Annotated in this window: 22 protein-coding genes; 13 read left to right on the plus strand and 9 right to left on the minus strand. The window is 65.8% G+C overall.

Annotated elements, in window-relative coordinates; all coding sequences use genetic code 11:
* Window positions 1–16 precede the first annotated feature (16 nt).
* The 3 genes from ACRWQA_RS21245 (at window position 17) to ACRWQA_RS21255 (ending at window position 2,293) form a co-directional block, all read left to right on the plus strand.
* Entirely contained in the window at window positions 17–460 is a 444-nt protein-coding gene (locus ACRWQA_RS21245; RefSeq protein WP_263581697.1) for a universal stress protein, read from the plus strand.
* A gap of 104 nt (window positions 461–564) precedes the next feature.
* Entirely contained in the window at window positions 565–1,248 is a 684-nt protein-coding gene (gene bamJ / locus ACRWQA_RS21250) for a BamJ family beta-barrel-assembly machinery protein (RefSeq protein WP_434232671.1), read from the plus strand.
* A gap of 10 nt (window positions 1,249–1,258) precedes the next feature.
* Window positions 1,259–2,293, plus strand: a complete 1,035-nt coding sequence (locus ACRWQA_RS21255; protein ID WP_434232674.1) for an alpha/beta hydrolase family protein — start codon at window positions 1,259–1,261, stop codon at window positions 2,291–2,293.
* Between the two features lie 17 nt (window positions 2,294–2,310).
* Here ACRWQA_RS21255 and ACRWQA_RS21260 read toward each other — a convergent pair whose 3' ends face one another.
* Both ACRWQA_RS21260 and ACRWQA_RS21265 read right to left on the minus strand, forming a co-directional pair.
* A complete protein-coding gene (locus ACRWQA_RS21260) occupies window positions 2,311–2,901 on the minus strand; it encodes an SCO family protein (protein ID WP_446326226.1) in 591 nt (196 codons plus the stop codon).
* A complete protein-coding gene (locus ACRWQA_RS21265) occupies window positions 2,898–3,410 on the minus strand; it encodes a hypothetical protein (protein WP_263581701.1) in 513 nt (170 codons plus the stop codon). The genes ACRWQA_RS21260 and ACRWQA_RS21265 overlap by 4 nt, the downstream gene beginning before the upstream one ends.
* A 156-nt stretch (window positions 3,411–3,566) precedes the next feature.
* On the opposite strand from ACRWQA_RS21265, the gene ACRWQA_RS21270 reads away from it, so the two are divergent.
* Window positions 3,567–4,484 (plus strand): AEC family transporter, encoded by a 918-nt coding sequence (locus tag ACRWQA_RS21270; RefSeq protein ID WP_434232809.1) that lies wholly within the window; start codon window positions 3,567–3,569, stop codon window positions 4,482–4,484.
* A gap of 424 nt (window positions 4,485–4,908) precedes the next feature.
* Here the strand turns inward: ACRWQA_RS21270 and trmB are convergent, their stop codons facing one another.
* The 3 genes from trmB to thiS are packed head-to-tail and all read right to left on the minus strand — an operon-like array spanning window position 4,909 to window position 6,729.
* Window positions 4,909–5,649, minus strand: a complete 741-nt coding sequence (gene trmB / locus ACRWQA_RS21275) for a tRNA (guanosine(46)-N7)-methyltransferase TrmB (protein ID WP_263581703.1) — start codon at window positions 5,647–5,649, stop codon at window positions 4,909–4,911.
* Between the two features lie 23 nt (window positions 5,650–5,672).
* Window positions 5,673–6,470: a thiazole synthase gene (locus ACRWQA_RS21280; protein WP_263581704.1), complete on the minus strand. Its 798-nt coding sequence runs from the start codon at window positions 6,468–6,470 to the stop codon at window positions 5,673–5,675.
* 58 nt (window positions 6,471–6,528) lie between these two features.
* Entirely contained in the window at window positions 6,529–6,729 is a 201-nt protein-coding gene (gene thiS, locus ACRWQA_RS21285) for a sulfur carrier protein ThiS (protein ID WP_434231367.1), read from the minus strand.
* Between the two features lie 102 nt (window positions 6,730–6,831).
* Here thiS and ACRWQA_RS21290 point away from each other — a divergent pair, with 102 nt between their 5' ends.
* Entirely contained in the window at window positions 6,832–7,233 is a 402-nt protein-coding gene (locus tag ACRWQA_RS21290; RefSeq protein WP_263581706.1) for a DUF423 domain-containing protein, read from the plus strand.
* On the opposite strand, the gene ACRWQA_RS21295 is transcribed toward ACRWQA_RS21290, so the two are convergent.
* Window positions 7,209–7,622: a PaaI family thioesterase gene (locus ACRWQA_RS21295; RefSeq protein WP_263581707.1), complete on the minus strand. Its 414-nt coding sequence runs from the start codon at window positions 7,620–7,622 to the stop codon at window positions 7,209–7,211. The two genes, ACRWQA_RS21290 and ACRWQA_RS21295, sit on opposite strands and share 25 nt — an antisense overlap.
* Window positions 7,623–7,829: 207 nt before the next feature.
* On the opposite strand from ACRWQA_RS21295, the gene ACRWQA_RS21300 reads away from it, so the two are divergent.
* The 6 genes from ACRWQA_RS21300 (at window position 7,830) to ACRWQA_RS21325 (ending at window position 15,177) form a co-directional block, all read left to right on the plus strand.
* Window positions 7,830–8,582, plus strand: coding sequence for a response regulator (locus ACRWQA_RS21300; RefSeq protein WP_434231371.1), 753 nt, complete (start codon window positions 7,830–7,832; stop codon window positions 8,580–8,582).
* A 1-nt stretch (window position 8,583) separates the two neighbouring features.
* Window positions 8,584–11,103 carry a PAS-domain containing protein gene (locus ACRWQA_RS21305; RefSeq protein WP_434231374.1) on the plus strand — a complete coding sequence of 840 codons (2,520 nt, stop codon included), beginning with the start codon at window positions 8,584–8,586 and terminating at the stop codon, window positions 11,101–11,103.
* Window positions 11,104–11,225: 122 nt separating this feature from the next.
* The gene (locus ACRWQA_RS21310) at window positions 11,226–12,245 is read left to right on the plus strand and encodes a sugar ABC transporter substrate-binding protein (RefSeq protein ID WP_434231376.1); all 1,020 of its coding nucleotides are present in this window, start codon (window positions 11,226–11,228) and stop codon (window positions 12,243–12,245) included.
* A gap of 55 nt (window positions 12,246–12,300) precedes the next feature.
* A complete protein-coding gene (locus tag ACRWQA_RS21315) occupies window positions 12,301–13,386 on the plus strand; it encodes an ABC transporter permease (RefSeq protein ID WP_263581711.1) in 1,086 nt (361 codons plus the stop codon).
* Window positions 13,383–14,162, plus strand: coding sequence for an ATP-binding cassette domain-containing protein (locus tag ACRWQA_RS21320; protein ID WP_263581712.1), 780 nt, complete (start codon window positions 13,383–13,385; stop codon window positions 14,160–14,162). The genes ACRWQA_RS21315 and ACRWQA_RS21320 overlap by 4 nt, the downstream gene beginning before the upstream one ends.
* A gap of 82 nt (window positions 14,163–14,244) precedes the next feature.
* Window positions 14,245–15,177, plus strand: a complete 933-nt coding sequence (locus ACRWQA_RS21325) for a substrate-binding domain-containing protein (RefSeq protein ID WP_434231379.1) — start codon at window positions 14,245–14,247, stop codon at window positions 15,175–15,177.
* Window positions 15,178–15,274: 97 nt separating this feature from the next.
* Here the strand turns inward: ACRWQA_RS21325 and ACRWQA_RS21330 are convergent, their stop codons facing one another.
* Window positions 15,275–17,449, minus strand: coding sequence for a malate synthase G (locus ACRWQA_RS21330; protein ID WP_263581714.1), 2,175 nt, complete (start codon window positions 17,447–17,449; stop codon window positions 15,275–15,277).
* A 308-nt stretch (window positions 17,450–17,757) separates the two neighbouring features.
* Here ACRWQA_RS21330 and ACRWQA_RS21335 point away from each other — a divergent pair, with 308 nt between their 5' ends.
* Complete coding sequence (locus tag ACRWQA_RS21335) at window positions 17,758–18,741, plus strand: alpha/beta hydrolase (protein ID WP_434231382.1); 984 nt, start codon at window positions 17,758–17,760, stop codon at window positions 18,739–18,741.
* Window positions 18,735–19,229, plus strand: coding sequence for a hypothetical protein (locus tag ACRWQA_RS21340; RefSeq protein ID WP_263581716.1), 495 nt, complete (start codon window positions 18,735–18,737; stop codon window positions 19,227–19,229). Before ACRWQA_RS21335 ends, ACRWQA_RS21340 begins: the two co-directional genes overlap by 7 nt.
* A 13-nt stretch (window positions 19,230–19,242) precedes the next feature.
* Here the strand turns inward: ACRWQA_RS21340 and ACRWQA_RS21345 are convergent, their stop codons facing one another.
* The gene (locus ACRWQA_RS21345; protein ID WP_263581717.1) at window positions 19,243–20,298 is read right to left on the minus strand and encodes a sodium:calcium antiporter; all 1,056 of its coding nucleotides are present in this window, start codon (window positions 20,296–20,298) and stop codon (window positions 19,243–19,245) included.
* A gap of 133 nt (window positions 20,299–20,431) precedes the next feature.
* Window positions 20,432–21,937: a YifB family Mg chelatase-like AAA ATPase gene (locus ACRWQA_RS21350; RefSeq protein WP_434231385.1), complete on the minus strand. Its 1,506-nt coding sequence runs from the start codon at window positions 21,935–21,937 to the stop codon at window positions 20,432–20,434.
* Window positions 21,938–21,983: the final 46 nt, after the last annotated feature.

Consider the following 21,983-nt stretch of genomic DNA (forward strand, 5'->3'; position numbering starts at 1 on the left):
CTGAGGAGACGCTGAGATGTTCAATCGCATACTGGTACCGGTGGACGGTTCGAGGGGTGCCCTGAAGGCGCTGGAGAAAGCCGTTGGCCTGCATCTGCTCACCGGCGCCGAGCTCTACGTGCTGTGCGTGTTCAAGCACCACAGCCTGCTGGAGGCGTCGCTCTCCATGGTGCGCCCCGCAAGGCTCGACATTCCCGACGATGCCTTGAAGGAGTACGCCACCGAGGTCGCCGTGCACGCCAAGAGCGAAGCGGTCGAGCTCGGCGCCGACCCGGCCCGGCTGCGCGCCTTCGTCAAGGGCGGACGCCCTTCACGCACCATCGTGCGCTTCGCACGCAAGCGGGAATGCGACCTGATCGTGATCGGCGCCCAGGGCACCAACGGCGAGAAGAGCCTGCTGCTGGGCAGCGTGGCTCAGCGCGTAGCGGGCTCCGCCCACTGCCCCACCCTGGTGGTATGAGCCCGCCGAGGCCGGAACCGTTCGACAAGTGCGGAACCGGTCCCGCCCTGATAGAGTCCGATTACTGTTGCACGCCGCTCAATGACTAATCGATAGGACTCTGCATGAAGATACTGCTGACTTCCGCCTCCATGGTTGCCCTGGTGGCCGCGGCGCCGCTCGTTCTGGCTGCGCCGGAAACCGAGGACGAGCGTCTCAGCTACAGCCTGGGCGTCGCCTATGGCCAGAGCATCGCCCAGGAATATCCCGAGCTCGACATCGAGGCTTTCACCGACGCCATTCGCGACCTCATCGAAGGCAACGACCTGGCCATGGACGCCGACGAAATGGCCGCGACCCTAAGCCAGTTCCAGCAGGAGGCACTGGCCGCCCGCCAGGCCGAGGCCGAGGAAATGGCCGAGCAGAACCTCGCCAATGGTCAGGCCTTCATGGCCGAGAACGGCGAGCGCGAGGAAGTCACCACTACCGACTCGGGGCTACAGTACGAAGTGCTTGAGAGTGGCGACGGCGAGAGCCCAGGGCCGAGCTCCCATGTCGAAGTGCACTACGAGGGCACCCTGGTCGACGGTACGGTGTTCGACAGTTCCTTCGACCGCGGCCAGCCGCTGAGCTTTCGCGTGGATCAGGTCATCGAGGGCTGGCAGGAGGCCCTGCAGTTGATGAGCGTAGGCGACACCTGGATGCTCTTCATTCCCCCGGAGCTTGGCTACGGCGCCCAGGGCCAGGGTCCCATCGGTCCCAACGAGACGCTGATCTTCCGCGTCGAGCTGCTCGATGTCGTGGAATGACACCAGCCGAATGAAGGCTTCGTTACTGCTGGCCGCCGGGCTGCTGCTGGCTTCTACCGCAAGTGCCGATGAGCGGCTGCCGGAGCTTCCCCGGCTCGCCATTGCCTCCGGCGATACCAGTGTGATCGGCATCTCCTCGGGAGGCTACATGGCCACTCAGTTGGCCATCGCCTGGCCGGAGCGATTCCTGGGCGTGGCCGTGCTCGCCGCCGGCCCCTGGAGCTGCGCCGAGGGCGGTCTGGGCCAGGCGCTGGGCCGGTGCATGGCGACACGACGCGGATCACCCGACCTGGATGGCCTGGACGTGCGCCTGCGCGACTACCAGGCGCGCGATCTGGTGGGCGACAGCGAGTCCATCGCCGAACTGCGCGCCTTCGTCTGGCATGGTGAGGCGGATAGCGTGGTGGACCCTTCTCTCGGTATGGCGCTGGCCGAGCAGTTGAGTGGCTGGCTGAGAGATCCCGATGAGCAGTTGAAACTCGTCAAGGCGCCCGGCGTCGGCCATGGTTGGCCCATTACGGGCGACGTGCAGGTCCCTCCCAGCCAGATGGCCCAGTGCGACAACGGTGGCGGCACCCACATGCTGGCCTGCGGCATCGATATCGCCGGTGAAGCATTGGCCTGGCTGCATGGACCCCTGGAACCGGCCCAGGCCACGTCATCGGCCCAGTTGCTGCGCTTCGACCAGGCGCCCTTCGACGCACGCGGCCTGGGCGATGCCGGCTATGTGCTGGTTCCGGACGACTGCGAGGCGGGTGGTTGCAGCCTGACGCTGGCACTGCATGGCTGCGGAATGGCCGCAGAGCAGATCGACGAGGCCTTCGTACGCCATAGCGGCCTCAACGAATGGGCCGCGGCCAACCGCCGCGTCGTGCTCTATCCCCAGGCCAGTTCCAGCCTTGCCAACCCTCAAGGCTGCTGGGACTGGTGGGGGTTTGCCGAGAGCACCTGGCAACTCGACCCGCTGCACGACAGTCGGGAGGGCACTCAGGTCAAGGCGCTGATGGCCATGATCGAGCGACTCGAGGAAACACCGGAGCAGTAGGTGTCGGGCCGCCCCTCCTATCCGCCAAGCTCTTGCTCCAGCGCCGCACGCAACGGATGCGGCGTGGGCGAGTAGAGCACCCGCTGCAGGATCGTGCCCTCGCGATCGACCAGAAAGAGTGAGGAGCTGTGGTCGATGGTGTACTCCATTGCCGAGTCGGGGGTTTCCACCCGGCGCCATACGACCCCATAGCGGCCGGCCAGCTCCTCGAGCTGCTCCTGGCTGCCGGTGGCGCCGACGAAGTCGTCGCCGAAATAGCCGACGTACTCGCTGAGACGCTCCAGCGTGTCGCGCTCGGGGTCCAGCGAAACCAGCACCGGAACCACACGGCGCCGTTGCTCCTCGTCCAGCCCCTGCATCACCTGGCGCATGACCGCCATGCTCATCGGGCACACGTCCGGGCAGTAGGTGTAGCCGAAGAACAGCACGGCCAGTTGGTCGTCCTCGAGCTGGGTCAGTGAGAAATCGCCTTGGGTCGAGGGCAGCTCCACCGGCCCGCCGCGCGGATTGCCGTCATCCTGTTGTCGGAGCTGCTGGTAACCGAACAGGCCACCGAGGGCCACCACGACGATCAGCGCGCCCATAGCCCAGATACGTTGCTGCTTCATGGCAAACTCTGCTCCACCGTGAAATCGAATCGGCTTCCCAGCCGGCCTTCAGGGGTTTCCACCACGACCTGTGCCTGCCAGGGCATGACCGACTCGGTGCAGATCGGCACCTGGCCAACTCCCTCGAAGTGCCCCTTATCCTGATGGCTCAGCGTAAAGCGATGCAAGCCCATGTCCATGTCGCGACCCACGAAGTCGACGTTGGCCGACTGCACCTCGACGCCATCCACGCGCACCGTCAGCGGCAGGCGCTCCAGTGCCCGGATACCCTCGGGGGCGTCGACGCTCAGGGTGAGTGTGCGCCCCTCGCCGAGGTTGGCACTGCAGGCGCCCCGATGAAGGTCGCAGGGCAGCGTAGCGAGATGCCAGTCGACGTCGGATTCGCCGCGCAGCAGGTGTGCTGCCAGATACCACAGCGCCACACAGAGGGTCAGCAGCGTCGCCAGCATCATCAGGCGCAGCCTCGGGAAGCGGGATTCACCAGACTCGGGCAGGGAGGGTGAGGTCATGGCAGCAAAAGCAGCACTTTAACGGATGGAGCGGGTAAGCTTAACAGCATTTGCTTCACGGCCTGGCGTGTACCGTTGTCGCAGGGTTTAACGCTCAATCAATGGCCAATAGCCAATAGCCAATAGCCAATAGCCAATAGCTACAAGGATACCGACATGCAAGGCGTCGCCGATGCACTTGGCCCGCTGTTCCTGCTGATACTGCTGGGTGCTGCCCTGGGGCGATTGCGTCAGCCCAACGGCGAGTTCTGGGCGCAGCTCGAGAAGGTCATCTATTTCCTGCTCTTTCCCGCCATGCTGGTCGCTACCCTGGCGACTGCCAACGTGGGCGAAGTGCCCGTGGTTCGCCTGGCAATTGCCCTGCTCGGCGGCATGGCGGTCTTCGCCGGGCTGCTCTGGGCCACTCAGCGTCGTCTGGGCCTCGAGCCCGCCGCCTTCACGTCGGTGTTCCAGGGGGCGCTGCGCTTCAACACCTATGTGGGGGTCGCCGGCGCCGCCGCGCTGCACGGTTCGGCCGGTGTCACGGTGGCAGCGGTCGCCGTGGCACTGATGGTCCCGGTGGTCAACGTCTTGTGCGTGGCCAGCTTCATCGCCGCCGGCACGCTCGGCCCTTCCAGCCTGGGCAAGAGCCTGGCGGCACTGGTACGCAACCCGTTGATCCTTGCCTGTCTGTTTGGTATCGGCCTCAATCTCTCGGGCATCGGCCTGCCCGGCTGGAGCGGCGCGGCAGTCGAGTTGCTCGGGCGGGCCGCCCTGCCGCTGGGCCTGGTCGCGGTGGGCGTCGCGCTGCGCCCGCAGGCACTGCTGCGAGTCGACCGCGGGGTGTGGGCATCCAATCTGGTCAAGCTCGTGCTGATGCCGGCCTTGGTGCTCGGTGTGGCGCTGCTGCTCGGTCTGGATGCCGTCAGCCGTGACGTGGCACTGCTGTTCGCCGCCCTACCCACCGCCACTTCGGCCTATATCCTGGCGCGCCAGCTGGGCGGCGATGCCGAGCTGATGGCCGCCCTAATCACTGGCCAGACGCTGCTCGCCATGCTCACGCTGCCCGTGTGGCTGCACTTGGCCGGAAGCTGAAATAAAAAACATTCGCATTCGTGTTGACAGCGATAATGAGAATGGATTACATTGAAGGCGTGGTGTTGATGAGGCATCACGGCCATTAGGGGAACCGCCAGTTTCCCGCTATGGTTTCTCCCCCTCATTGCTAGTCACGGTCTTGCCTGCGCCTCCTCTGGAGGCGCTTTTTTTTGCCTCGCAGGCCGGGTTCCCACTCATTGCTGCTTTTCACAAGCCCAGGGTCTTGCCTGCGCCCTCCTCTGGAGGCGCTTTTTTGCCTCGCAGGCCGGATTCCCCCTCATTGCTGCTTTTCACAAGCCCAGGGTCTTGCCTGCGCCTCCTCTGGAGGCGCTTTTTTTACCTTGAAGGAGTGGCGCCCCAGGTCGCCACTCCTTCGCCCGATCTGCCTCGCCCAGCACGCCAATCGCGAGGTGCCGGCTCGCTACTCGCAGCGCTCGAAGATCAGGTCCCATACGCCGTGACCCAGACGCGCCCCGCGCGCCTCGAACTTGGTCAGCGGGCGAAACGCCGGACGCGGCACATAGGGCGCCGTCTCGGGCGTCGCCGTATTGGCGTAGCCCGGCGCCGCTGCCATCACCTCGGCCATCCACTCGGCATAGGCCTGCCAGTCGGTGGCCATGTGCAGCTTACCGCCCGGCTTGAGCCGGGTGCGGATCAGCTCGACGAAGGCGGGCTGGACGATGCGCCGCTTGTGGTGCTTCTTCTTCGGCCAGGGGTCGGGAAAGAACAGCTGCAGGGTGTCGATGCTGGCTTCCGGCAGACACTGCTCCAGGACCGCCAAGGCGTCCTCGCGATAGAGGCGTATATTGCCGAGGCCGCGCTTGTCGGCCTCGTCGAGCAGCTTGCCCACGCCCGGCGCATGCACCTCGATGCCGATGAAGTCGGTGTCGGGATGGGCCTCGGCCTGCTCGATCAGCGAGGCCCCCATGCCGAAGCCGATCTCCACCACCCGCGGTGCCCGGCGCCCGAACAGGGCGTCGAGGTCCTGGCGCCCGTCGGCCAGGGTCAGCCCCAGCCGCGGCCAGACCTCTTCCAGGCCGCGGGTCTGGGCCTGGGTCATGCGGCCGGCACGCAGCACGTAGCTCTTGATGCCGCGACGATGCAGCGGGGCGTCGGGCCCTTCCGGGCCGGTGGTGGCGGGGTCGCGTTGCGGGTCACTCATGGAATTCGTGCTGCTCCGGTGGTTCAGCCGTTGATGCGGCCGGCAAAGGGCGAGGAGGGGTCGGCGCTCTGGCGGCGCGGCATGCGCCCGGCAAGGAAGGCCTCGCGCCCGGCCTCGACGGCCTTCTTCATGGCGCTGGCCATCAGCACCGGCTGGCGCGCATGGGCGATGGCGGAATTCATCAGCACGCCATCGCAGCCCAGTTCCATGGCCATGGCGGCGTCGGAGGCGGTGCCGATGCCGGCATCCACCAGCACCGGCACGCTGGCCTGCTCGATGATCAGGCGGATGTTGTGCGGGTTCTGGATGCCGTGGCCGGAGCCGATCAACGAGCCCAGCGGCATGATCGCACAGCAGCCCAGGCGCTCGAGCTCACGCGCCACGATGGGGTCGTCGCTGGTATAGACCATCACGTCGAAGCCGTCGGCAAGCAGCTCCTCGGCCGCCTTCAGGGTTTCGGTCACGTTGGGGTAGAGCGTCGAGTCGTCGCCCAGCACCTCGAGCTTGACCAGCTTGTGGCCGTCGAGCAGCTCACGCGCCAGCTTGCAGGTACGCACGGCATCCTTGGCGGTGTAGCAGCCGGCCGTATTGGGCAGCAGGGTGAAACGATCCGGCGGCACCACGTCGAGCAGGTTGGGCTGCCCGGCCTCCTGGCCAAGGTTGGTGCGGCGCACGGCGAAGGTGACCACTTCGGCGCCCGAGGCGGCAATGGCATCGGCTGTCTCGTCGAAGTCCTTGTACTTGCCGGTGCCGACCAACAGGCGGGAAGTGAAGGCGTGGCCGGCAATCTGCAGCGGCTGATCCTGGAAGTAGTCTGTCATCGCATGGCCTGTATCTGTAGCGGAGTCTGGATCGGGAAACGGTCGGGCAGGAGCGCCTCTAGCCGCCCCCGATGGCGTGGACGATTTCGATACGGTCGCCGTCGGTCAGGGGGGTGGCGCCGTGCTCGCTCTTCGGCACGATCTCCTCGTTGCGCTCGACGGCAATGCGCCGTCCGCTCAGGCCGAGGCTGTCGATCAATTGCGCCACCGTGAGGCCGGGGGCAAGGTCTCGGGCCTCACCGTTGAGCTGGATCTGCATGGCATCCTCTCTACGTTGACGAGTGTCGCGGGCCGATATTGTAGCTCCTTCACGCCCCCCGCGGTACGGTAGGCGGCAATCCCTTGTCCAGGAGAAACACGAATGCACGATCGCGGGTGGTGGTGCCTGGCGGCGTTCTCGGGCGCCCTGGCGGTAATGGCAGGCGCCTTCGCCGCCCACGCCTTGCAAGGCCAGTTGCCCGAAAGGCTGTTCGCCGCCTTCGAGACCGGCGTGCGCTACCAGATGTGGCACACCCTGGCGATGCTCGGCATGCTGGCCTGGCGCGCCGCGCGGCCAACCCGCGGCCAGCGCCTCGTGCTGGCTCTTTGGACAGCGGGAATCGTGCTGTTCTCCGGCTCTCTCTATCTGCTGGCGCTGACAGGGCTGCGCGGCCTGGGGATGATCACGCCATTCGGCGGCGTGCTGATGATCGCCGGATGGCTGGCGCTTGCCGTGTGCGGGCTGCGTGCGCGTCCCGATCAGTCGGAATCGGGCAGGACATAGGTGGCGGTGACCAGCGCTACGGGGCGCTCGTCGCCGGCGGAGAACAGCTGCACCTCGCCCACCGCCAGGCGCCGCCCCAGCTTGAGCAGGCGCGCCGTGGCGATGACGTCGCGGTCACCCCGCGGGCGGCGCAGGAAACGACAGTGCAGGTCACTGGTGACCGCCATGGGCTCGGGGCCGATCTGACCGAGGATGGCCACGTAGAGGCAGACATCGGCCAGCCCCATCAAGGTGGGGCCGGAGACGCTGGCGCCGGGCCTCAGGTGCTCGTCCTCGATGGCCAGGCTCATGGTGGCGCGCATGTCGTCGACGGCCTCGATGGTCCCGATACGCTGAGGGAAGACCTCGTCGAGAAAATCCTCGATGGCGGCGGCGGTCATCACGGTCATGAGGCTCTCCTGGCAGCGTGCGGCGGTAAACATTGAGGCTCAAGATAACGCAAGCCTGGTCTTCCGCACAGTCGCCCATCCAAGGACAGCCACATAGTGACCTTCCAACGATGATCGCACCGTCAATAATGAAATCTTCCGTTAACATGGCGCTGCAAGGATTCATTGGTGCAAGATCGGGGGCGCTTCGCCCTGGCGGGAGGAACAATGACAACGCCCAACCCCGTGGCAAACCAGGCTCGGCATCATATTGCCGTGGTGGACGATGAAGCCGATATGCTCGACGTCCTGCAGGATGTGCTGCAGGAGGAGGGCTACCGGGTAAGCGCCCTGAGAAGTGGCCAGGCACTGCATGAACTGCTCCTCCGCGACCCGGCGGACCTGATCGTGCTCGACCTGAAACTGGCCGGCGAGAATGGCCTGCAAGTGGCTCGCGAGATTCGGGCGACCAGCCCGGTACCGATCATGATGCTGACCGGCAAGGGGGACGAAACCGATCGCATCCTGGGTCTGGAAGTCGCGGCCGACGACTTCCTTATGAAGCCCTTCAATCTGCGTGAGCTGATGGCGCGGGTGCATGCCCTGCTGCGCCGCTCCAAGCAACTCAGCGTGACGCTGCAGGCCGTTGCAGACCAGGATCATGAATGCCTGTGGTTCGACGACTGGCGACTCGACCTGACCCGGCGCATGCTCTACGACCCCCGCGGCCAACCGGTCAACCTGACGTTCGGCGAGTACAATCTGCTGGAAAGCCTGGTCACGTCGGCCAATCACGTACTCAGCCGCGACAGCCTGCTGGAACGTACGCGTGGCACCGACAGCGACTCCTTCGACCGCAGCATCGACGTGCTGATTCTGCGCCTACGCCGCAAGATCGAAGCCAACCCCAAGCATCCCCGCTACATTCTCACCGAACGCGGCCTGGGCTATGTTTTCCAGGCCCAGGTTCGCAAGCGCTGAGATGGGGCGTTGGACACTGCAGCGCCGTGCCCTGGCGGCACTGGTCGTGGCAACGCTATTGGCGGTCGGCCTGGTGTTGGTCGCCTGGTTTGGCCTGACCCAGACCCGCAATGCCGTCAGCCAGTTCGAGGCCCGCACGCTGCCGGAGATTCGAACCGCACTGACACTGTCCGAGGAAGTGGCCCAACTGGCCGCTCTGGCGCCCTACGTGGCTTCGGCGACCAAGCCCTTCTTGCTGCAGATCGAGCGCGATCGCTTGACCCAGCGCTTCCAGTCGCTGGTGGCAGTGGCCGCCTCGATCCACGACAGGCCCTTCCGTCAGATGCTGGAAGCCCAGCTAAACGCGTTGCAGGCCGACATCGAGCGCCTGACCGACCTGATGGAGACCGAGCTGTTCATTCGCGAGGACCTGCTGACGGCCCAGTTCGAAGCCACCCAGATCGCCGGGCAGAGCGCCGAGGTCGGCGGGAAACCCTCCTTGACGCACTGGCAGATACTGCAAGCGCTTTATCAAGGACTCAGCGACCCTGACCAGTGGATCGAACAGTGGGCCATGTTGGCGGAACCGCCTGTTCCCGAGATGCCGCATGCATCGGCTTACCGGCGACTGTTGGAGCTGGCGGAAGCCAGCGCCGGCCGGATGGCGCAGATCACTCAGCAGAAAGCCTTCCTGCTGGCCAGCCTGCGCGCCAGATCCGAACGCTTGACCCGCGAGGTCAACGGCTTCGCCGGCACCCTGCAGCGCCAGGTCGTGATCCAGCAGCAAACGGTGCACTCCCAGGTCGACCGGGTACTGTTCGGGATGATGCTGATGACCGGACTGTTGATCCTGGGCGTCATCCTGCACTACCTGAGCAACCTGAAGACGATACGCGACCTGGGGGTCGTCACGCAGGACATGGTTCAGCTGGCGCAGGGCGGTGAAGCCCCCAAGCACATCGCCGTCACCCGTCACGACGAAATCGGCACGCTGGCCCGAGCCTACGAAGTCTTTCGCGATCACGCCGGGCGCATCGAGCAGGCGGGACACGACCTGCGCGCCCAGAAGCACCTGCTGGAGACGGTGTTCAATGAAATCCAGGATGGGCTCAGTGTCTTTTCCGCCGATGATCGGTTGGTCGCCTGGAACCGCCGCTATCTGGACATGTTCGGCCTGGCTCCTGGCACGATCGGCATTGGCATGCCCTTGGCCGAGGTACAACGCCAGATGGCGCGACATCCTCATCGCAACGTGACGCTGGCCAACCACTCGGTCGACATGAGCACGATCAATGTCCGCCGCCACCAGGTCTACCAGAGCTTCGAGCGCCACTACGACGACGGCCGGGTGATCGAGTTTCGCAGCCAGCCCATGCCCGGCGGCGGCTTCGTGACGCTCTACAGCGATCTCAGCGACCGGCGGACGATCGAGCAGCAACTGCAACAGGCCCAGAAGATGGAGGTCCTGGGTCAATTGACCGGCGGTGTGGCCCACGATTTCAATAATCTGTTGGCGGCGATTCTCGGCAACCTGCAACTGCTTGAACAGCAGGCCGACCTGCCCGACAGGGCACGCCGGTACACCGAGCGTGCCCTGGACGTCGGTGAACGGGGCACGCAGTTGGTGCAGCGCCTGCTGGCCTTCAGCCGCAAGCAGCACCTGCAGCCGGAGTGGGTCGATATCGATGCCCTGATCGACGGTCTTGAAGAGCTGCTCGAGTACAGCGTCTCGGCGCATGTCCAACTGCTGATCCGGCTGCAGGCCCCGGATACCCGGCTCTATATCGATCCTTCGCAACTGGAAAACGCGATTCTCAACCTGGCCTTGAACAGCAGTGCGGCCATGCCACAGGGCGGCCAACTCGTCATTGCCACCGGCTTCACACCAGGCGAGCAGCCGGTAGTAACCATCACCGTCAGCGATACCGGCCAAGGCATACCGGCCGAACTGCAAGCACGGGTACTGGAGCCCTTCTTCACCACCAAGCCCATGGGCCAGGGCAGCGGCCTGGGGTTGAGCAGTGTGTATGGCTTCGTCACCCAAAGTGGCGGCGAGTTTCGCATGGAGTCCGAACCGGGCCGGGGCACGGCGGTGCGCTTGAGCTGGCCGGTGCAGGCCGTCGCGCCCCACCCCACCCCGTCTATCGCCTCAGTGCTCGCCGTGGCGGTACCCAGCGACAAGACCGTGGTCGTGGTCGAAGACGACGCCGAGGTCAGACGGGTGACCGCGGAGCTCATCGCCGCCCACCGTCCCGTCGAGTCGTTTCGTCATGCCGAACAGGCGCTTGACTGGCTGCGGGAAAATGCCGCGTCGGCTGGCCTGGTTCTCACCGACGTCAACTTGAACGGTGCGCTCAGCGGGGTCGACCTGCGTGAGCAGGTACGCTGCCACTGGCCCATGATCCCGGTCGTGCTGGCATCGGGCATGCCGCGCGAAGCCCTGGAGCGCGAGTACGGGCTCTCCATGGGTGATGCCTTCCTGCAGAAGCCGATCCGCCCCGAGCAGTGGCGAGCCTTCTTCACCCCCTCTGCCGACCGCTGAAGCCGAGCGACAAATATTTCAAATATTTCACGTCGCTGCGCGGCAATGAAATCGTTGGTTAGCATCCCGCTGCCATGGTGCCTCGAGTCACTGGTCACAATAACAACGCTCAGGAGTACACCATGAAGAAGTCCCTCTCCGCGCTGGCCTTGGGTTTGACGGCCACCTTCGTTACCCCCGCGATCATGGCCGACGAGGTACTGGTGGGCCTCATCACCAAGACCAATACCAATCCTTTCTTCGTCAAGATGCGCGAGGGCGCGCAGGCCCAGGCCGATACGCTGGGGGCCGAGCTGCGCACCTTTGCCGGCCGCTTCGACGGCGACAACGACTCGCAGGTACAGGCCATCGAAAACCTGGTCTCTGCCGGGGCTCAGGGCATCCTGATCACCCCCAACGACCCGGTGGCGATCGTGCCCACCATCGAGCGTGCCCGCCAAGCCGGGGTCATGGTCATCGCCCTCGATACCCCCCTGAACCCGACTGATGCCGCCGACGCCACTCTGGCTACCGACAATTTCAAGGCCGGTGAGCTGATCGGCCAGTGGGCTCGGACCAGGATGGGCGACGAGGCCGACAATGCCAGAATCGCGCTGCTCGACCTGAGCAGCAGCGAGATCACCGTCGACGTCGCGCGTAATCAGGGCTTCCTGCAGGGCTTCGGCATCGATCTCAACGACCCCAACGACATCGGCGACGAAGACGACCCGCGTATCGTCGGCAACGATGTGACCCAGGGTTCCGAGGAGGGTGGCAGGCGGGCCATGGAGAACCTGCTGCAGAAGGATCCCGGCATCAACCTGGTCTACACCATCAACGAGCCGGCCGCTGCTGGCGCCTATGAAGCCCTGAAAGCCGCCGGCCGAGAGAATGCGGTGACCATCGTCTCGGTCGATGGCGGATGCCCGGGCGTGCGCAACGTCGCGGATGGGGTCATCGGTGCCACCTCGATGCAGTTCCCCTTGCGGATGGCATCCATGGGGGTCGAGACGATCGTCAATTACGCCAGGACCGGTGAAAGGCCGCAGGCATCGGACGGGCTCGACTTCGTGGATACCGGGGTGGAGCTGATCACCGATTCCCCGGTAGAGGAGATCCCTTCGGTTTCATCCGACGCCGGCCTGGAAACGTGCTGGGGCTGAGTAGTCGTTGCTTGTCGGCGTCCTTCCTGGGCGCCGACCTACCAACAGGTGAGTTATGACACAACCCAACCCATCAGGCCCGCACGACCTGACCGCCCACGAGCGCCTGGCGGACACCTCGTCCGGTCAGGTGGCCCGGTTCGAGGAGGAGGCCCTCTCCCTTGGCCGGCGAATCCATCGCTTCTTTCATGCCCATCCGACGGCAGCACCTGCATTGGTCCTGGTCGCCTCCGTGCTGGCCTTCATGCTGCTGGTGGGTGAGCGCTTCCTGGCACCGTTCAACCTGTCGCTGATACTGCAGCAGGTGACCATAATCGGCACACTGGGCATCGCCCAGACGCTGATCATCCTGACCATGGGCATCGACCTTTCCGTTGGCGCCATCATGGTGCTCACGTCGGTGGTCATGGGGCGAATGGCCATCGACTACGGGTTGCCCCCCTCACTGGCACTGGCCATCGGCCTGCTGACAGGCGCCATCTGTGGCCTGCTCAACGGTACTCTGGTGACACGGCTGAAGCTGCCGCCGTTCATCGCCACCCTCGGCACCTGGAACATCTTCTTCGCCCTGAACCTATGGTATTCCAAGAGCGAGGCCATTCGCTCGCAGGAGATCGCGGCAACGGCGCCACTGTTGCAATGGGGCGGCACCGCCTTCGAGCTGTTCGGGGCTCGCTTCACCTATGGCTCGATCCTCATGCTCGCCATCTTCTGTGCCGTCTGGTACGCGTTGAACTGGACGGCCTGGGGCCGGCATGTCTATGCCACCGGTGACGACAAGGATGCCGCCGAACTGGCCGGAATTCGCACGCGCCGAGTCTTGCTGTCGGTCTACATCGTCGCCGGCCTCATCTGCGCCATCGCCGCCTGGCTGCTGATCGGACGTACCGGCTCGGTCAGCCCGCAGGCGGGCTATACCGCCAACCTCGACAGCATCACCGCCGTGGTGATCGGTGGTACCTCCCTGTTCGGCGGGCGAGGCTCCATTTTCGGCACCCTGATCGGCGCCCTGATCGTCGGCGTATTCCGCAACGGGCTGGCCCTGGCCGGGGTCGACGTGCTGTGGCAGGAGTTTACCGTCGGCATGCTGATCATCGTCGCCGTGACCACCGACCAGTGGATTCGGAGGGTATCGGCATGAACAGCACTTCTCCCATACTGGAAGCGATCGGATTGATCAAGCGCTATGGGCGGGTCACCGCGCTGGACCGGGCGGATTTCGACCTGTACCCCGGCGAAGTGCTGGCGGTGATCGGCGACAACGGGGCAGGCAAATCGACGCTGATCAAGGCCCTGTCCGGCGCCGTGGTACCCGACCAGGGCGAGATCCGCATGCACGGCAAGCCCATTCGCTTCAGTAACCCGATGGAAGCGCGTGCCGCCGGCATCGAGACGGTCTACCAGACACTTGCCGTCTCGCCGGCGCTGGGCATCGCCGACAACCTGTTCCTGGGCCGCGAGCTGCGCAAGCCCGGCATCCTGGGTTCCGTGTTTCGCATGCTCGACAAGGCGGAGATGCAGCGCCAGGCGCGCAAGGAACTGTCCGATCTCGGGCTGCTGACGATCCAGAACATCAATCAGGCCGTGGAGACGCTCTCCGGTGGCCAGCGTCAGGGGGTGGCGGTGGCCCGCTCGGCGGCCTTCGGCAGCCAGGTGGTGATCCTGGACGAGCCGACGGCAGCCTTGGGCGTCAAGGAATCGCGCCGGGTGCTGAACCTGATCGCTCAACTGCGCGACCAGGGGCTGCCGATCGTCCTGATCAGCCATAACATGCCCCATGTGTTCGAGGTTGCCGATCGGATTCATGTACATCGCCTGGGCCGCCGGGCTGCCGTGATCCGTCCGGATACGCATAGCATGTCCGATGCCGTCGCCATCATGACCGGCGCCACGGAGGTAGAACCCGGCGTGGCATGACCCGGGAGTTATGCGGCAATATCCGGTGCGAAGCGGTGGCGAAACCCGTCGCCGCTTCGCGCTTTTCGCTCAGGAAGCCCGTATGCGCAAGCTGCTCATCGCCCTGCTCTCGCTATATGCCGCTCATCTCCACGCCGAGCCATTGAGGATCGGCGTCAGCGTGGCGGATCTCGGCAACCCCTTCTTCGCCACCCTGGCAGTGGCCCTCGGTGAGTCGGCACGGGCGATGCACCCCGGCGACGTCACCCTGGAGGTAAGGTCGAGCGCCTACGACCTTGAGCGCCAGGTCAACCAGGTCGACGCCTTCACGCAAGCGCGCATGGACATCATCGTGCTGGCCGCCGCCAACAGCGAGGCCATCGGGCCGGCCGTCCGGCGAGCCCAGCAGGCCGGTATCGTCGTGGCGGCGGTCGACATCAATGCGCAAGGGGCAGACGTTACCGTGACCACCGATAACGTTCAGGCGGGGGCGATGGCCTGTGGCTACATGGCCGAGAGATTGGGGCACAGCGGGCGCGTGGCGATCATCAATGGTGCGCCGGTCTCGTCGGTGACCGACCGAGTCGCCGGTTGCCGTGCAGTGTTGAACGAGTATCCTCGGATCGAGCTGCTCAGCGATGACCACAACGGCGGTGGCACCTACAGTGGCGGTCTCGAGGCCATGACCTATCTGATCAATGCCTACCCCGACCTTGAGGCGGTCTTCGCCATCAACGACCCCTCGGCCATGGGAGCGGCCAGTGCCGCGCGCCTGGCCGGGCAGACCCATCTGTTCATCGTTGCGGTGGATGGTTCTCCCGAGGGTATTGAAGCGCTACGAGAGTCTCCCCCCTTGCTGGTTGCCAGCGCCGCGCAATCCCCACGTCAAATGGCCGAAACGGCCATTCGCGAAAGCCTGAGACATCTGGCGGCGAGCGGACGGCAGGAAAACCAAGTGATCCGGCTCTCCACCCACCTGGTCACTAGGGAGAATGCCGAGACTTTCGATCATTGGGGCGGCGTTGCCCCAGAGTGACGCGATGCTGGAGCGTCGACCCGCTGCCCGAGAACAAGACGCCCCCGCCGGTCTCCCGGCGGGGGCGTTCCTGCTTGTCCCGTCGCGGGAAGCGGGCTTACTTGGCCTTGTGCACGGCACGCCAGTGATGCAGCAGCGGCTCGGTATAACCGGAGGGCTGCACGCGACCCTTGAAGATCAGGTCGCTGGCCGCCTTGAACGCGGTCGAGGCGTCGAAGTCGGCGCTCATGGCGGTATAGGCCGGGTCGCCGGCATTCTGCTCGTCGACCACCTTGGCCATGCGCTCCAGGGTCTTCTGCACGCGCTCGGCATCGACCACACCATGGTGCAGCCAGTTGGCGATGTGCTGGCTGGAGATACGTAGCGTGGCGCGATCCTCCATCAGGCCCACGTCGTGGATGTCGGGCACCTTGGAGCAGCCCACGCCGTGCTCGACCCAGCGCACCACGTAACCGAGGATGCCCTGGCAATTGTTGTCGAGCTCCTGTTGCCGTTCCGCTTCGGACCACTCGGCCTTCTCGGCCACCGGCACGGTCAGCAGGTCGTCGAGCAGGTCGGGTTCGCCCTTGGCCTCCAGCTCGCGCTGGATTTCGGCGACGTCGACCTGATGGTAGTGCAGCGCGTGCAGCGCGGCAGCGGTGGGCGACGGTACCCAGGCGGTGTTGGCGCCGGCCTTGGGGTGGCCGATCTTCTGCTCGAGCATGGCCGCCATCAGGTCGGGCATGGCCCACATGCCCTTGCCGATCTGGGCACGGCCGCGCAGGCCGCAGGCCAGGCCGACCTGGACGTTGTTGCGCTCGTAGGCGCCGATCCAGGCGGCGTTCTTCATGTCGCCCTTGCGGATCATCGGGCCCGCTTCCATGGCGGTGTGCATCTCGTCGCCGGTACGGTCGAGGAAGCCGGTATTGATGAACACCACACGGGAAGTGGCCTCGGCGATACACGCCTTGAGGTTGACCGAGGTGCGCCGCTCCTCGTCCATGATGCCCATCTTGAGCGTGTCTCGAGAGAGACCCAGCAGGTCCTCGATGCGGCCGAACAGCTCGTTGGAGAAGGCGACCTCCTTCGGCCCGTGCATCTTGGGCTTGACGATGTAGACCGAGCCCTGGCGCGAATTGCGCGCCTCGCCTTCGCCCTTCTTGAGGTCGTGCATGGCCAGCAGGCTCGTCACGATGCCGTCGAGGATGCCTTCGGGCAGCTCGTTGCCGTCGGCATCGAGCACCGCCGGAGTGGTCATCAGGTGGCCGACGTTGCGCACGAACATCAGCGAGCGCCCCGGCAGGGTCAGGCTGCCGCCGTTCGGCGTGGTGTAATCGCGATCCCCGTTGAGGCAGCGGGTGAAGGACTTGCCGCCTTTCTCGATGGCTTCTTCCAGGTCGCCCTTCATCAGGCCCAGCCAGTTGGCGTAGACGCCGACCTTGTCCTCGGCGTCGACCGCCGCCACGGAGTCTTCGCAGTCCATGATCGCGGTCAGTGCGGCTTCGATCAGGAGGTCCTTGACGCCGGCCGGGTCGGTCTTGCCGATCGGGTGGCTGGGATCGATCTGGATCTCCAGGTGCAGGTCGTTGTTGGCCAGCAGGATCGCCTCGGGGCTACCCGCCTCGCCACGATAACCGATCAGCTTGCCCGGCTCCTTCAGGCCGGTTTCTCGCCCGCCCTCGAGGGTCACGACCAGATGGCCGTCACGCAGCGCGTACTTGACGGCATCACGGTGGGAGCCCGTGGCCAGCGGTGCGGCCAGATCGAGTACACCGCGGGCGTAGGCAACGACCTTCTCGCCGCGCTTGGGGTTGAAGCTTGCGCCCTTCTCGGCACCATCCTCCTCGGAGATGGCATCGGTGCCGTAGAGCGCGTCGTAGAGGCTGCCCCAGCGGGCATTGGCGGCATTCAGCGCATAGCGGGCGTTGCTTACCGGCACCACCAACTGCGGGCCGGCCTGAACGGCAATCTCGCGATCGACGTTGGCGGTGGATACCGTGACCTGGGAAGGCGCCTCCACCAGATAACCGATCTCCTCGAGGAAGGCGCGGTAGACGCTCATGTCCCGGACCGGGCCGGGATTCTCGCGGTGCCAGGTATCCAGCTGTTTCTGAAGACGCTCCCGCTCGGCGAGCAATTCCCGGTTTTTTGGTGTCAGATCATGAAAGATGGCATCGACCCCGGCCCAGAAGCTCTCGGCGTCCAGGCCGGTGCCGGGGAGGGCCTGGTCGTTGATGAAGCGGTCGAGTTCAGCGGCCACCTGGAGACGATGGCGAGTGACACGTTGGGACATGGGAAGTCTCCTCCTGCGTGGCGGCCGATTGACATCTGCTCGGCCAGCCGCAATTCGTGGGGGTGATACCACTGCGAAGGCGCCAATTTTGTGGAAAACTCTTCCATATGTAAACCCAAGGTAAGGTCTACCCTACTAGACATAGGGTTAAGATCCGACATTTTGACCAAATGGTCAGAAAAAGTGTGCCGAATCACAGTGATAGCTCACCTCATAGCATGGCCGGCAGTTAAACTCGTTGCACGCTCGCGCACCTCTGCAGACGAAAGGATTCGAGGGGACAATGTCTTGATCCGTTGGAGAACGCCATGACCGACTTCACCCCCCTGCAGGCCCTGGGGCCGATCGCCCCCTTCCGGACCGATGGAGACCCCTCGCTGACCGGCTACCTGGCGCATTACGGCCTCGCTCCGCTGCTCACCGAGCAGGTCGGTCTCTACGTCGGCTACGTGGACGCACAGCGTTACCAGCTATGGACCCAGGTGTGGAGCCCGGAGGAACCGGTCGGCACGGCATTCGTGGTGCATGGCTACTACGACCATCTCGGTCTCTATCGCCATCTGCTGGAACGGCTGCTCGAACGCGGCTGGCGGGTCGTGCTGTGGGATCTGCCAGGGCACGGACTGTCCAGCGGCAAACGCGCCTGCATCGATGACTTCGCCCACTATGGAGAATGCCTGCACGCCCTGCAGGCACAGTTGGATGCCGGAGGTCTTGCCCCGCGGCCCTGGCTAGGCATCGGACAGAGCACTGGTGCCGCCATTCTCGCCACCGATGCCTTGAGCCGGCCTGGCGAAGGGCACTGGTCGGGCCTGGCCCTGCTCGCCCCCCTGGTGCGCCCTTTCGGCTGGCCCCAGGCGGGATGGCTGCACACCCTGGTGGGACCTTTCGTCCAGAGCGTACCGCGCAAGTTCCGCGCCAACTCAACCGATGCCGATTTTGCCGCTTTCCTGCGCGAACGCGACCCGCTGCAGCCGGAGCATCTCTCGCTCAACTGGGTCGGCGCCATGCGCCGCTGGATGCCGCAACTGCTCGCCCTCCCCCCCTGCGACATTCCCACCCTGATCCTGCAAGGCGAGCAGGACCTCACTGTCGACTGGGAGTGGAACCTGGCGGTGCTGGCGGACAAGTTTCCCAACGCCCGCATCCAGCGTCATCCGGAAGCACGCCATCATCTGGTCAACGAAGCCGAACCCATTCGTGACGCCCTGTTCGCTTCGCTTGACGCCTTCGTTGACGAACTGGCACAGGACTTCTCGCCGGCCGCACAGGAGCGTCTCTCCCGATGCTGAAACGTATCGCTCTGCTCGTGCTGATAGCCCTACTCGCCGGATGCGCCACCCAGCCCCCCGAACCCGACCCCATTCGCCGCGCGCTGCAGAACCTGAGCGACCGCGCTGTCGCCAGGGTAATGGACGTGGACGCCCTGCAGCCTCCCGAGGAACAAGTGCTGCTGCTGGTACCGCCGCAGGTGGATGCCGACCTGGAAATCGGCAGCGCGCGCTTCCTGGAGAGCCTCACTCGTGCCCTGCTGGGCGCAAGCGAAGGCCCTCAGGTGCTCGACTGGCGCCCCGCCATGGGCGGCGAGGGAGGCGAGGGAGGAGATCATCAATGGCGTATGGAGAGCCGCCTGGAGGCCACCGCGCCACGCCTGCGGCTGACCGACCGCGACCTGCTGCCCTACCGACTGACCCTGTCGCTCTATCGCTCGGACGCGGACGCGGATAGCGCGCTGTGGGAGACCGAGATCGAGGGTGCCTTCGACGCCACGGCGCTGTAGTCGCGCGGCGCGCCTAGTCGGCGCGCCCGCCCTCGCCGCCGATCAGCACCATGGCGATCCCGAGCAGGTAGCAGACCAGTATGGCCACGCTCTCGAAACCGATTCGCCCCGGCCCTTGTTCCTCGCGACGGATCAGCCCAACAAGCAGGATGCCGGTCATCAGCAGCGACAATCCGATCCATAGCGATACCGAGTCCGGCATGGCGTGGTAGATCGAGCCCTCGCGATAGGCCAGGTCGGCGGCGGCAGCGAACAGCGTATCGAAGGCATTGCCGCCGATGATCCCGGCCACCGCCAGGGTCAAGGCACCGCGCCGTACCGCAGCGACCGTTGTCACCAGTTCCGGCAAAGAAGTGGCGACCGAGGTTAGCAGGATGCCGATCGCCGCCTGATCGAGGCCGGTGGTCGCGGAGAGTGCCGTGGCGCTGCGCTCCATCAGCCAGCCGGCCACGCCCAGCGTCGCGGCGAGTGCGACGAACGAGAGCCAGAGCCCGGTCAGAGATCGCCCCGCCGAGGTGGCATCCGGCTCGTCGGGACGCGTCTCGAGGGTCTGGGCAGGGCTCCACATCGGCTCGAACTTCGCCTGGTGGATCAGGTGCAAGCCGAACACGTAGGCGAAGAACAGCAGCGGCGTGACCGGGTGGACGTGCCACAGCGTCAGCTCGGGGGAGAAGCGCCCCACCAGCAGCAGGGACAGCAGGCAGAGCAGCAACGCCCCCTGCAGGAGGTTGCCGAGGGAGGCCGCCGCATGCTCGAGGTTGGCGCGTCGGTAGGAGATGTCGGCGACGGTCAGGAACAGGGTCTGGGCGGCGATGCCGCCCAAGGCATTGCTCATCGCCAGCTCCGCGCGCCCGCCCCAGGCCGCCGAGACCGACAGCACGATCCCCGACAACGACGTCGCGAGTCCCAGCAGCACCGCCCCGGCAATCGCCTCGCCCAGCCCCGTCCGATCGGCCAACTCATCGACGATGCGCGCCAACCGCGTCCCCACCATGCCGATCACTGCCGCCGTGGCGAGGAACAGTCCGATGGCCAGCGGCAATGACAGGCTTGCCGGGTTCAGGAACATGCAGCGCGCCAGTGGTGGCGGGCAAGGGTCGGTAGGCGATTGTGCATGGGGCCTCCCTGGCCTTGGACGGCGAAGCGGCTCGCCACCCTCATGGCGAGCCGCTTCTAAGCGTAGTCGCCCTTCGCGAACGCCCTCAACCCTGGCGCAGTTGACGATCGAGCTGGCGGTAGCCGATCGCCTCCATCAGCTCGCCGCGCTCCGGATGCGGCTTGGCGGCGAGGTCGGCCAGTGTCAGCGCCACCCGCAGCACGCGGTGGTAGGCGCGCGCCGAGAGGCGCAGGCGCTCGAGCACGCCGGCCAGCCAGGCGCGGTCCGCCGTGGAGAGCGCGCATGCGGCTTCCAGCTCGCGCCCGCCGAGGTGGGCGTTGAGCGCGCCACGGGCGTACTGGCGCTCGCGAGCGGCCACGACCCGGGCGCGTACCTCGGCCGAACTCTCGCCTACCTCGCGCGACGTGAGCTGCTCCGGTGGCAGTGCCGGCACTTCGATCTGCAGGTCGATGCGGTCGAGCAGCGGCCCCGAGAGCCGCGACTGGTAGCGCTGGATCTGCGCCGCGGTGCACTGGCAGGCTTGGCGCGGGTCGCCCAGGTGGCCGCAGGGGCAGGGGTTCATGGCCGCTACGAGTTGGAAGCGCGCGGGGAATTTACGCTCGTGATTGGCCCGGGCGATATGGATGCGGCCCGACTCCATCGGCTCGCGCATCACCTCGAGCACGTGGCGGCTGAACTCGGGCAGTTCGTCGAGGAACAGCACACCGTGGTGGGCCAGCGAGATCTCGCCCGGCCGCGGCCAGGAGCCGCCGCCGACCAGGGCCACGGCGCTGGCGGTGTGGTGCGGCGCACGAAAGGGCCGACGCCCCCACTGCTCGGCCAGCGGCAGGCCGCACACCGAACGAATGGCGGCCACTTCCAGCGCCTCCTCCTCGGTGAGTTCCGGCAGGATGCCCGGCAGGCGGCTCGCCAGCATGGTCTTGCCGGTACCGGGTGGCCCGGCGAAAAGCAGGTTGTGCGAGCCGGCCGCGGCAATCTCCAGCGCGCGGCGGGCCTGGTGCTGGCCACGCACCTCGGCCAGGTCGCCCTCGCGGGAGTCGACGATGGGTGGCGCCTCGAGGCGGTGCGCGGCGATCGGCTTCTGCCCCTGCAGGTGCGCCATGACGTCGAGCAGGTGCTCGGCCGGCAGTACCTGAAGGTCACCGGCCAGCGCCGCCTCGTCGGCATTCTCCTTGGGCACGATCAGCTTGCGCCCCGCCCGGCGTGCGGCGAGTGCCAGCGGCAAGACCCCGCTGATGGGGCGCAGGCGGCCGTCCAGCGCCAGCTCGCCGACGCTCTCGATCTCCTCAAGCGCCTCGCCGGGAAGCTGACCCGAGGCGATCAGGATGCCCAGCGCAATGGGCAGATCGAAGCGCCCGCCAACCTTGGGCAGGTCGGCGGGCGCCAGGTTGAGCACGATTCGACGGGTATTGGGGAAATCGAAGCCGGCGTTGGTGAGGGCGCTGCGCACCCGCTCGCGGCTCTCCTTGACGGCGGCCTCGGGCAGGCCGACCAGGGTCATCCCCGGCAGGCCGTTGGCCAGGTGTACCTCGACCTGTACCTCGGGCGCTTCCAGCCCCAGGCCGGCCCGTGTGGCAACGATCGCCAGCATCGTGCAGTCCCTCGCAGTCCATTAGAGAAGCGCTGAATAAATTGGC

Source organism: Billgrantia sp. C5P2, assembly GCF_051062895.2.

What these genes read in the sequence shown, in the direction of transcription:
- ACRWQA_RS21310 (WP_434231376.1), top strand. Translation starts at nt 11,226, where the DNA reads ATGAAGAAGTCCCTCTCCGCGCTGGCCTTGGGTTTGACGGCCACCTTC.
- ACRWQA_RS21265 (WP_263581701.1), bottom strand. Translation starts at nt 3,410, where the DNA reads ATGACCTCACCCTCCCTGCCCGAGTCTGGTGAATCCCGCTTCCCGAGG.
- ACRWQA_RS21280 (WP_263581704.1), bottom strand. Translation starts at nt 6,470, where the DNA reads ATGACAGACTACTTCCAGGATCAGCCGCTGCAGATTGCCGGCCACGCC.
- ACRWQA_RS21305 (WP_434231374.1), top strand. Translation starts at nt 8,584, where the DNA reads ATGGGGCGTTGGACACTGCAGCGCCGTGCCCTGGCGGCACTGGTCGTG.
- trmB (WP_263581703.1), bottom strand. Translation starts at nt 5,649, where the DNA reads ATGAGTGACCCGCAACGCGACCCCGCCACCACCGGCCCGGAAGGGCCC.
- ACRWQA_RS21255 (WP_434232674.1), top strand. Translation starts at nt 1,259, where the DNA reads ATGAAGGCTTCGTTACTGCTGGCCGCCGGGCTGCTGCTGGCTTCTACC.
- ACRWQA_RS21270 (WP_434232809.1), top strand. Translation starts at nt 3,567, where the DNA reads ATGCAAGGCGTCGCCGATGCACTTGGCCCGCTGTTCCTGCTGATACTG.
- ACRWQA_RS21350 (WP_434231385.1), bottom strand. Translation starts at nt 21,937, where the DNA reads ATGCTGGCGATCGTTGCCACACGGGCCGGCCTGGGGCTGGAAGCGCCC.
- ACRWQA_RS21245 (WP_263581697.1), top strand. Translation starts at nt 17, where the DNA reads ATGTTCAATCGCATACTGGTACCGGTGGACGGTTCGAGGGGTGCCCTG.
- bamJ (WP_434232671.1), top strand. Translation starts at nt 565, where the DNA reads ATGAAGATACTGCTGACTTCCGCCTCCATGGTTGCCCTGGTGGCCGCG.
- thiS (WP_434231367.1), bottom strand. Translation starts at nt 6,729, where the DNA reads ATGCAGATCCAGCTCAACGGTGAGGCCCGAGACCTTGCCCCCGGCCTC.
- ACRWQA_RS21315 (WP_263581711.1), top strand. Translation starts at nt 12,301, where the DNA reads ATGACACAACCCAACCCATCAGGCCCGCACGACCTGACCGCCCACGAG.
- ACRWQA_RS21295 (WP_263581707.1), bottom strand. Translation starts at nt 7,622, where the DNA reads ATGACCGTGATGACCGCCGCCGCCATCGAGGATTTTCTCGACGAGGTC.
- ACRWQA_RS21340 (WP_263581716.1), top strand. Translation starts at nt 18,735, where the DNA reads ATGCTGAAACGTATCGCTCTGCTCGTGCTGATAGCCCTACTCGCCGGA.
- ACRWQA_RS21260 (WP_446326226.1), bottom strand. Translation starts at nt 2,901, where the DNA reads ATGAAGCAGCAACGTATCTGGGCTATGGGCGCGCTGATCGTCGTGGTG.
- ACRWQA_RS21335 (WP_434231382.1), top strand. Translation starts at nt 17,758, where the DNA reads ATGACCGACTTCACCCCCCTGCAGGCCCTGGGGCCGATCGCCCCCTTC.
- ACRWQA_RS21290 (WP_263581706.1), top strand. Translation starts at nt 6,832, where the DNA reads ATGCACGATCGCGGGTGGTGGTGCCTGGCGGCGTTCTCGGGCGCCCTG.
- ACRWQA_RS21330 (WP_263581714.1), bottom strand. Translation starts at nt 17,449, where the DNA reads ATGTCCCAACGTGTCACTCGCCATCGTCTCCAGGTGGCCGCTGAACTC.
- ACRWQA_RS21345 (WP_263581717.1), bottom strand. Translation starts at nt 20,298, where the DNA reads ATGTTCCTGAACCCGGCAAGCCTGTCATTGCCGCTGGCCATCGGACTG.
- ACRWQA_RS21325 (WP_434231379.1), top strand. Translation starts at nt 14,245, where the DNA reads ATGCGCAAGCTGCTCATCGCCCTGCTCTCGCTATATGCCGCTCATCTC.
- ACRWQA_RS21300 (WP_434231371.1), top strand. Translation starts at nt 7,830, where the DNA reads ATGACAACGCCCAACCCCGTGGCAAACCAGGCTCGGCATCATATTGCC.
- ACRWQA_RS21320 (WP_263581712.1), top strand. Translation starts at nt 13,383, where the DNA reads ATGAACAGCACTTCTCCCATACTGGAAGCGATCGGATTGATCAAGCGC.